Raw genomic sequence first — 9,891 nt, forward strand, 5'->3', positions numbered from 1 at the left:
AATTATGCGGTTTTTTTGCTAGTATATAGCACGTGTTTATAGCTTCACAAACAAAATGTTTATGTTTATATAACTATATTACCCATAAAACGGTAAAATACTCAAGGAATGTAATCGTTTAGTAAACATCATGTAACATTCCTGTAATATTCTTATTTGCATCGAAAAAAACATGTTGTATTAAATATTTTGAATATAACTAGAAACCTATGAGTCATATAGAATGAAAAACGCTTTCCTATATTTTTTGTTATATTACAGGATGTTAACGACTTATTACGAATGGTTTGTAATTGTGTGTTTTCCCTAAATCCGAAAAAATCTGTTGCTATAATGAGGACACGAAAACAAACGCAATGGAGGCTATCATGAAAAAATTAATTGGTATAGCAACAGCAGCAGTTTTTGGTCTTGGGATTTTCACATCATCTGCTAATGCAGAAACTGTTGTAACAACAGACGTACTAAACGTACGCGAAAACCCTACTACGGAATCAAAAGTTGTCGGTAAATTACTAAACGGTAATAAGATAGATGTTCAAAATACAGAGAACGGATGGTCAAAAGTTACTTTAGACGGTAAAGACGCATTCGTAAGTGCAGAGTTCACAAAAAGCATCTACTACGTAACAGCTAACGTATTAAACGTACGTGCTGAAGCGAACACAAACTCAGAAATCCTTGGAAAGTTGAAGAAAGACGATGTAATCGAAACAACGAACCAAGTACAAAATGAGTGGTTACAATTTGAATATAACGGGAAAACAGCTTACGTTCACGTTCCTTTCTTAACAGGTACAGCACCTGTAATTGAGAAACAAGAAACGGCTGTTCCTGCTAAAGCTGAAGCACCAGCTAAGGCTCAAGCACCTGCAGCACAAGCAAAACCAGCTGCTAAGCCTGCTGTGAAAGCTGCTGAAACTAGCGAACCATCTGGTGGTCGTGAGTTAACAGTTGTAGCTACAGCATATACAGCTCACCCGAGCGAAAACGGTGGCACATATGGCGGCCGTGTATTAACTGCAATGGGTCATGATTTAACTGCGAATCCAAACATGAAAATGATCGCTGTTGACCCGAAAGTAATCCCATTAGGATCTAAAGTATGGGTAGAAGGTTACGGAGAAGCTATCGCTGGAGATACTGGTGGTGCAATTAAAGGTAACCGTATCGATATCTTACTTGGATCAGATAGTGCTGCTCAAAAATGGGGACGCAAAACTGTTAAAGTGAAAATTTTAAAATAACCAATGACTGCTAAATTACAAGCCGGTTCTCTTTATTGAGAGCTGGCTTTTATTTATTTATAATACATATAAGGAGGCTATGCCCATGAATGTACAAGCAAAAGTAGACTGGATTGGTACGCCAAAACCGTACATATATAAAGATGAAGTAACATATAACGCTACTTCTATTGATTTCTCACTCGCTGGCGATGATAATCGCTATAAGTTAATTGTGCTCAAGTCTGAAAACAATACACATTACAAAATTGTGCAATATGGAATAAAACCAGGTTCTCAAAAGCCATTTCCTATCGACATTCCATTTGAACAAAACATGTTACCAATTATAGAACAAATACTACATGATCCGTATGTACAAGCGATATTAAAGGAAACGCACTCATAATTGTAAAAAAAGGATATCACCTCGCCGGATTTTTCGGCTAAGTGATATCCTTTTTATTTTCCCTTCGTGAACACAATTTAAGAAAAATATATCAACGATTTTCCGAATATATCTATCATAAATCGCAATATATCAACGATTTTTCAATTATATCTATCATAACTTACGATATATCAACGGTTTGACACAAAATATCGATTTAGCTACAAAAAAGAGGCTGTTCAAATATTGAACAGCCTCTCTCATATTAACGAGTTGGACCAGATACATCCTCTGATTTCAACGTATTATTTGCACCAAGAGAATAATACAACATCTTTCCATTTCCATTCACAGTTACAATATGTTCGTTATTAAAACTTTTGAACTTCACAGATCCATCACCGTAACGAATATGATACTCTTCATATGTCGTTACTTTATATTTCGTATCACTTTGACGCTCTACATTACGAACTTCCATCGTTAATAAGTCTTCTGTAATTCCTTTTTTGTGTAAATACTGTATATAATCACGGTCTTCCTTATACGATTTCCCGCTCTTATCATAATTATTTTCAATTAAACTAAAATCATTTAATGAAATTGCACGTACGTTATCATAAATGTGATTTCTTACAAATTCGCCCACTGCTGAATTTGATGTTTCTTTCGGGAATTTTAAGTAATACGTGCTTTGGTCTCCAATTTTAATACTTTCAGATTTCATCACACCAAAATCAGTAGTTTTCTCTAAATGTACTTCTACTGTTTCATCTGTGGATACAGGGCCAAGTTTATAACTTCCATAACTTAATTTTCCACGTTTTTTCCCGTTCACAAATACAGTTGCATCACTTTCATCAGAAGAAATGCTTACATACTTGCCTTCAAGCGATAAATCCACTTTCACTTTCTCGCTCTGCTCATCCGCTAAATCTACTTCTTTCTCTGTTTCTAATTCAGTAAGTTCTGTCTTCGCCGTTGCCTTTACAACATATGTACCTGGGAAGTATGGCCCAAACTCTTTCGAATTTTTATCACTAGAAAGTTCTGCTTCTTTTTTGTCATTCACATATATTTCTGCATTCTTTGCAGTTGTACTTACATTCACATAATAAGATTTCATGCTGAACTTATACTTTGGATATAAGAACCACTCTTTTCCCTCTTCTACTATTTCCCCGTCTTTAAATGCAGATTTATCTTTTGTTAACTTTTGATCTACTGTCTCTTTCTGTAAATAAGACAACAATTGTTTGTTGTAAGAAGGATTCTCTTTTAAATAACGCATATACGCTTTAATATCCTCTGTCTTAATCTTTAAACTTGAATCATTTGCTTTCACAAACTCATCAATTGCGTTAATATCTTTCTTTTGGAATGCTTCAATCATTACATTTACTTGCTTTTCTTTTGAAAACTTATATGCTCCAAATTTATATGCCCCAAATAATAAAATAACAATAATAGCAAAACCAATGATTAAAAATAAATTTTTCTTACTTTTCACTGGTTTTGTCTCGCTTTGTAATTCTGTATATGAAGCAGCAGTGTTATCAACGATTACTTCTACTTTACTCCCACACTCAGGACAAAAGTTCAAATGGTCTGCAACGTTCTTTTTACATGTTCCACAAAACTTCAACGTGCTCTCCTCCTATTTTTTAGCTAATTTCATTCCAGCAAATGCTGCTACATATGTCACAATCAAGCTAAACAAAGTTAAATATATAAATGAATTTTGCATAGATAATACCGTTCCACTTGTTCCAAATAAACCTGTTACAGTTCCTGAAACATTAATTTGGAACTTAGAAATCATATTCATTACAATCATTATAATTGTGTAAGAACCACTGCATACCGCTAATGTAATATATATATTGGCAGTCGGTAATTTAGCTAACTTTCTTCCCGCTCTAAACATAAAGAACAATGGAATAATAAGCAGTAATAAACCATAATGGAATACGTTATTCACTTTATCAAATTCTGCAAGGCTTCGCTCATTTGCTCCTTTTGAAATCAATATCTCTCTAAGCTCTACGCCATTTACAGAGACGCCTGATATAAATGAAAATGATAGTGTGCTCTCATATGCTTTTGATTTCTTACCAATTCCAGTAAATTCTTTACTAAGTGCTGGACTTGATACTTCTAACGGCGCAAAATGAGCCATACTCCATAATTGAGGTGCTAACTCTAATGCTAATAATGTACTTTCTGATTTTAAAGTTGTTATTTCTTTTAATGGTTCAATACCATCTTCCTTACTTACTAACGCCATAATACAAACCGCTACCGCTGTTACTAAAAGTCCTTTTATCATAGCTGAAACACCGTAATAAACAGACGCTCCATATGGCATTAACTCTTGAAATGCTGCTGCCATATTGTTTTTGCTTGTATGAGCAATAAATCCTAATAAAGTAAATAATGTCCCACATACAAAACCACTCAATAAACTCTTAATCGCTGAATAGCCAACCGTAATCTTACCTGCTTCTGAGAATGGAATTGCAAAAGATTGTGATGCTATAAAACTTATAATGAATAAAAAGACGCCATAAATAATACCAACTGTTGATGCCATAAAAATTTGATCTTTAATCGTTTTCGCAACATGCTGCTTCCCTAACCAAATTCCTGTACCAACGAAAATAATAAATGGAATGATTAGTAGTAATGTAAATGGAGTATGCCAAGATAAAGAAAATATCAATCCACTATCGTCGTTAGCTGTAAAACCAAGTAAATGATAACTTAACATCGTAGAAGTTGCACTCGAATAAAAATTCGGCAACATATCTAATTCTTTCGCAAATTTGCTAAACATCTCACTTATTATAGAAGCAAATAATAAACTACCAATCCAACCAGCAATTAACATGAGAATACTTGCAACAGCCCCACCAATAAAACCTTTTTGTAAAACGGCTTTATCTGCTTTAAATTCAACTTTAGGAGCACCATCCATTGTAGGCAATTTTACAGATTGTTCTTTTTTCTTCGCAACAAATAAAGAATACCCACACTTTTGACAATATAAATTTTTTTGAGCATTTTCATTGCCACAACCTTTGCAGTATTTTGCAGTATCTTTTTCTAATGTTATTGCATCTATAGCTCCTGTAATCTCCATACTACCTTCATTTGGACAATAATTTACTTCTTCACCATGTTGTTTTCCACATGTGCGACAATACATTTAATTCACTCCCCACTTTGCTTAATTCCACAAACTGGACAGTAAGTAGAGTTTTTATCGATATGCTCATTACATGAAATACAATTTACCGTTTCACCTTCATTTTCTACTGCTAACATTGGGTTAGGCTTTCCACACGAACCACAAAACTTATCATTTATTGATAAAGGTCCACCACATTCACATGTAGCTTTTTCACCTTGTTGTTTTTGCAATTCAACAATGCGTTTTCTTGCTTGATAAATAGCTACATCAAATTCTTGAACTGGAGCAATCATTTCTTTTAAGCTCGCTTCATTTACTCCATTTCCTCTTAATTGAACGTACACTTGCTGTCCAACCTCTAATAGAACCTCTGCTTTTTTCTGCATTTGTACTTGCATTCCCTTTTTCAATTGAGCAATTTCTTGTGCAACTTGCAACTTCATTTTCCCTTGTTCTATTCCTTCTTGTAACTTATTCATTCCACTACCTAACTTCGTCTGTAAATCTGACAAATCATTTCTCCTCCTATACGTATATATTCATATATGAAATTAACATTTTATATATTACCATGATTTTCAAGTTATGTAATCCAAATTTCATTTTTTCTGTTTTGAGCATTTTTTGTTTATAATGGTAAAGGAAAGAAATATGTGTACGGAGGAATATTATGCTGCAACACTCAATTACGAAAGATGAAATTATGATGATTGCGAATGAGTTCGTTCAAGGACTAGATCCACAGCAAACAGCTGATCAGGAACATGTCGCTACAGCTCGGCACCTATATCGTAGTGGTGTTGTCTACAACGTTGACTTTGATGGTTATACACTATCAGGAACTGTAGATGCGGAAGGCAACGTATATAGCGTTCATATTCCGATTCGTAACGTCGCTGAAAGTTATTGTGATTGCTTCGCACCAACACAATGTGAGCATATGCTTGCTGTATTACTATCTGCAGCGTCTAGTTTCGGGCAAGTAGGAGATGTATTAACTTTATTTAAAAATAATACGAAACCTTCCCTTCCTCCTATTCGAACTGCAAGACAAGTATTGCAATCATCAGCTTTTGAAGAAACGGATTATAAAAGTTGGCAATCGTATTTTGAAAAAGAATATGAATCATTTAAAAAAGAACAAGCTCGGCTTACTTATAAACAAATGTATTTTCTTATGAGTATCTTTACAGATTTCTATACGAAACTTGAGCGGAAAGCTCCGCGTGTCATTGCGATACATGAATTATTCAGGTTACACGCAGCACTTTACTGCTTTCAAAAGTTATTAGAAGAAATTCAGGCATTCGACGCAAACAAAACGTATTCTTATCACCAACCTGTTAATGTCATTCGCCTATTTGTAGACAAAGTGGAATCCATCGTTCGGGACTTACAATCAGAAGCGATTCCTTCAGAGTCTGAAATAATTTTACAAGAAACAGCTCGTCTCGTTCATGAAGTATTCTTCTCTACCGACGCTTATACGCAAGAGCGATTTTTCATTTATCGTCACATATGGAGTGAACTTTTAAACAATAAAGAGAAAATACAAGAAGAAGAAAAACGAATCGATACGAAAATCAATCCACTATCCAAAGCGTTAGCGTCTTCCCATCTTCTCTTTTTGAATGACGAAGATCTACTAGCGATGGACTTACTAAAAAAACAGCCTGCTTCTGTTGTGAGTCTATACTTCTATTGGTTAGAAGAACTATTAAGTGCCATGCAGTGGGATCGTGCGAAAAATTGGCTTTCCTTTACGTATAAACAAGTAAAGAAAACAATCCAAGATCACGAAAATACGATTTTCATAAAAGATGTCGTTCGGCTATTTGTAATCATGTATGAAACATATGCAACACATACAAATGAACAAGCTGGTTTCGAAATGATTTTACAAGAACTATTACCATATAGTTTCACAAACTATGAACAGTACGTACTCGCGAAAAAACAGTATCGTACATGGGCAGAACTTCATCTCCTATATGGATTTGAAGCAATTGAACTGTTGAAAGAGCCACTGAAAGATATTGAAAAAGAAGCGCCAGAAGCGGCACTTCCTCTTTACCATCTTGCTGCTGTAGAGGCGATTGAAGAACGAAATCGTAAATCATATAAACGCGCAGTTCGTTACTTAAAGAAATTACGTACATTATATAAACGATTAAAACGCACCGATGAATGGGATGCTTTCATTATTCACATTGCCAATCTCCATTCACGTCTGCGTGCACTACAAGAGGAATTACGGAAAGGAAAATTAATCGATGATCAATCAAACTGAAGTAACAATTAGGCTCCAGCATGTTAGTCAAGGTTGGTTCCTTTGGGGAGAAGATGACAGCGGTACTCCATTATCCGTAACAAGTTGGAAACGAAATGCATTCACATGGCACTCCACTTCTTTCTACGGTACGTCTCTAAAAGATGCAACCTTCGAAGGAAAACAAGGTGTTATGCTAACAAACGCACAAGCATTTGAATACATTGCAAACAAACCGATGAACTCCTTTGCACATATTCAAATGAACGATCCTATTACAGCACTTACGAAAGATGCAAATGAATTATGGGATGCCTTTACGAGTGGTAGCTTCGTACCAAATATGAATCATTGGTCCAAACAACCATCTTGGAAAGTTCAAAATACACCAATTGAAGATGACACATTAGCATCTCTTTTCTCAGTAGCAGTTAATGAAAGTATATTACAAGATAATCGCTCAAATGACGGCTGGGAAGATGCTAAAAGACTATATGAACATTACGACTTTACGAAAAGACAATTAGAAACAGCACTACATGAAGAAGATTGGCTTCGAAAAATTGGTTATATTGAAGATGATCTTCCGTTTACAATCGGACTAAGACTACAAGAACCACAAGAAGAATTTGAAATGTGGAAGCTTGAAACAATTGTGACACCAAAGCGCGGGGCGCATCGCATATATGTATACGAAAACATCGATTCCTTACCGAAAAGATGGCACGATTACGAGGAACGGATTACAGAAACACAAGAAGGTTTTAGTAAGCTCATACCGTGGTTAAAAGAAGGAGATACGTTCCGAAATGAGCTCTTTGAAACCGAAGCGTGGAACTTCTTAACAGAAGCAAGCAATGAATTACTTGCAGCCGGCATTACAATTTTACTACCATCATGGTGGCAAAATTTAAAAGCAACAAAACCGAAATTACGTGTCCAGTTGAAGCAAAATACAGCACAAACACAATCGTTCTTCGGTATGAATACGCTCGTTAATTTTGACTGGCGCATTTCGACGAACGGCATTGATTTATCGGAAAGCGAATTTTTCGAACTCGTTGAACAAAACAAACGTCTATTTAATATAAACGGTCAATGGATGCGACTAGATCCAGCCTTTATCGAAGAAGTAAGGAAACTCATGAACCGTGCCGATAAATATGGACTAGAGATGAAAGATGTCCTGCAGCAACATTTATCAAATACGGCTGAAACAGAAATTGTAGAAGATAATAGCCCGTTTACTGATATTGAAATCGAACTAGATGGATATTATGAAGAACTCTTCCAGAAGCTGCTTCATATTGGAGATATTCCAAAAGTAGATGTCCCTACTTCACTAAACGCAACACTTCGTCCGTATCAACAACACGGTATTGAATGGTTATTATATTTACGAAAGCTTGGATTTGGAGCATTGCTAGCTGACGATATGGGACTCGGGAAAAGTATTCAAACAATCTCTTACTTACTATATATAAAAGAAAACAATCTCAAAACAGGCCCTGCATTAATCGTAGCACCGACATCTGTTCTTGGAAATTGGCAAAAAGAATTTGAGCGTTTCGCACCGAATTTACGTGTTCAATTACATTACGGAAGTAATAGAGATAAGGGCAATTTATTTGAAGATTTCCTTCAATCGGCAGATGTTGTATTAACATCTTATGCATTGGCTCAGCTCGATGAGGAAGAACTGACTTCATTATGCTGGGATGCTGTTATTTTGGATGAAGCACAAAATATTAAGAACCCGCATACGAAACAGTCGAAAGCAGTACGAAACTTGCAAGCAAATCACAAAATCGCTTTAACTGGTACACCGATGGAAAATCGCCTCGCTGAACTTTGGTCCATTTTCGACTTTATTAATCATGGATATCTCGGAAGCTTAGGGCAATTCCAGCGCCGCTTCGTCACACCGATTGAAAAAGATCGTGATGAAGGAAAAATCCAGCAAATTCAACGGTTTATCTCACCATTTTTACTGCGCCGAACGAAGAAAGATCAAACAGTCGCATTAAATTTACCCGATAAACAAGAACAAAAAGCTTACTGTCCTCTTACTGGTGAACAAGCTTCCTTATATGAACAACTTGTTCAAGATACACTGCAAAATGTCGAGGGATTAAGCGGAATTGAAAGACGCGGCTTTATATTACTTATGCTGAACAAGCTAAAACAAATTTGTAATCATCCTGCTCTTTATTTAAAAGAAGAAGAACCACAAAATGTCGTTGAACGCTCTATGAAAACAAACACGTTAATGGAGCTCATCGAAAATATAAAAGATCAAAATGAAAGTTGCCTCATCTTCACTCAATACATCGGCATGGGGAACATGCTAAAACGTGTGCTAGAAGAAAAATTCGGCCAGCGTGTCCTCTTCTTAAACGGTAGTGTACCGAAAAAAGATCGTGACAAGATGATTGAGGAGTTCCAAAACGGAACGTATGACATTTTCATCTTATCCTTAAAAGCTGGCGGAACAGGATTAAACTTAACCGCTGCCAACCATGTCATTCACTACGATCGTTGGTGGAATCCAGCTGTGGAAAATCAAGCAACAGACCGCGCATATCGTATCGGTCAAAAACGATTTGTGCATGTTCACAAACTCATCACAACAGGAACGTTAGAAGAAAAAATTGATGAAATGCTAGAAAGAAAACAATCTCTAAACAATGCGGTCATCACAAGCGATAGTTGGATGACTGAACTATCAACAGACGAACTAAAAGAATTACTTGGTGTATAAAGTGAAACTTTAATCAGTGGGGGTTTTGTTCATCCCCACTGATTATTAGTT

The 9,891-nt window shown here is 35.8% G+C and carries 7 protein-coding genes; 4 read left to right on the plus strand and 3 right to left on the minus strand.

Annotated features, from left to right (window positions below; translation table 11 throughout):
- The first annotated feature begins 368 nt into the window (after positions 1-368).
- On the plus strand, positions 369-1,247 hold the full coding sequence (locus tag ACODS7_RS09410) for a cell wall-binding protein EntA (protein ID WP_242308538.1): 879 nt from the start codon (positions 369-371) through the stop codon (positions 1,245-1,247).
- A gap of 85 nt (positions 1,248-1,332) precedes the next feature.
- The gene (locus tag ACODS7_RS09415; protein ID WP_001102539.1) at positions 1,333-1,635 is read left to right on the plus strand and encodes a DUF3910 family protein; all 303 of its coding nucleotides are present in this window, start codon (positions 1,333-1,335) and stop codon (positions 1,633-1,635) included.
- A 247-nt stretch (positions 1,636-1,882) separates the two neighbouring features.
- Here the strand turns inward: ACODS7_RS09415 and ACODS7_RS09420 are convergent, their stop codons facing one another.
- Genes ACODS7_RS09420 through ACODS7_RS09430 form a run of 3 tightly spaced genes read right to left on the minus strand, consistent with a single transcriptional unit; the run spans position 1,883 to position 5,322 of the window.
- A complete protein-coding gene (locus tag ACODS7_RS09420; RefSeq protein ID WP_224980563.1) occupies positions 1,883-3,262 on the minus strand; it encodes a zinc ribbon domain-containing protein in 1,380 nt (459 codons plus the stop codon).
- A gap of 12 nt (positions 3,263-3,274) precedes the next feature.
- On the minus strand, positions 3,275-4,825 hold the full coding sequence (locus ACODS7_RS09425) for a zinc ribbon domain-containing protein (RefSeq protein ID WP_243168342.1): 1,551 nt from the start codon (positions 4,823-4,825) through the stop codon (positions 3,275-3,277).
- Positions 4,826-4,830: 5 nt separating this feature from the next.
- Positions 4,831-5,322 (minus strand): zinc ribbon domain-containing protein, encoded by a 492-nt coding sequence (locus ACODS7_RS09430; RefSeq protein WP_001281749.1) that lies wholly within the window; start codon positions 5,320-5,322, stop codon positions 4,831-4,833.
- A 158-nt stretch (positions 5,323-5,480) separates the two neighbouring features.
- Between ACODS7_RS09430 and ACODS7_RS09435 the strand changes: the two genes are divergently transcribed.
- Both ACODS7_RS09435 and ACODS7_RS09440 read left to right on the plus strand, forming a co-directional pair.
- Positions 5,481-7,100, plus strand: coding sequence for an SWIM zinc finger family protein (locus tag ACODS7_RS09435; protein ID WP_043935840.1), 1,620 nt, complete (start codon positions 5,481-5,483; stop codon positions 7,098-7,100).
- Entirely contained in the window at positions 7,084-9,840 is a 2,757-nt protein-coding gene (locus ACODS7_RS09440; protein WP_243168343.1) for a DEAD/DEAH box helicase, read from the plus strand. The genes ACODS7_RS09435 and ACODS7_RS09440 overlap by 17 nt, the downstream gene beginning before the upstream one ends.
- Positions 9,841-9,891: the final 51 nt, after the last annotated feature.

Source organism: Bacillus sp. FG16, assembly GCF_057809515.1.

Bases quoted from the DNA above. Each gene is read 5' to 3' on its own strand.
- ACODS7_RS09410 (WP_242308538.1), top strand. From the start codon at position 369: ATGAAAAAATTAATTGGTATAGCAACAGCAGCAGTTTTTGGTCTTGGG.
- ACODS7_RS09435 (WP_043935840.1), top strand. From the start codon at position 5,481: ATGCTGCAACACTCAATTACGAAAGATGAAATTATGATGATTGCGAAT.
- ACODS7_RS09415 (WP_001102539.1), top strand. From the start codon at position 1,333: ATGAATGTACAAGCAAAAGTAGACTGGATTGGTACGCCAAAACCGTAC.
- ACODS7_RS09440 (WP_243168343.1), top strand. From the start codon at position 7,084: ATGATCAATCAAACTGAAGTAACAATTAGGCTCCAGCATGTTAGTCAA.
- ACODS7_RS09425 (WP_243168342.1), bottom strand. From the start codon at position 4,825: ATGTATTGTCGCACATGTGGAAAACAACATGGTGAAGAAGTAAATTAT.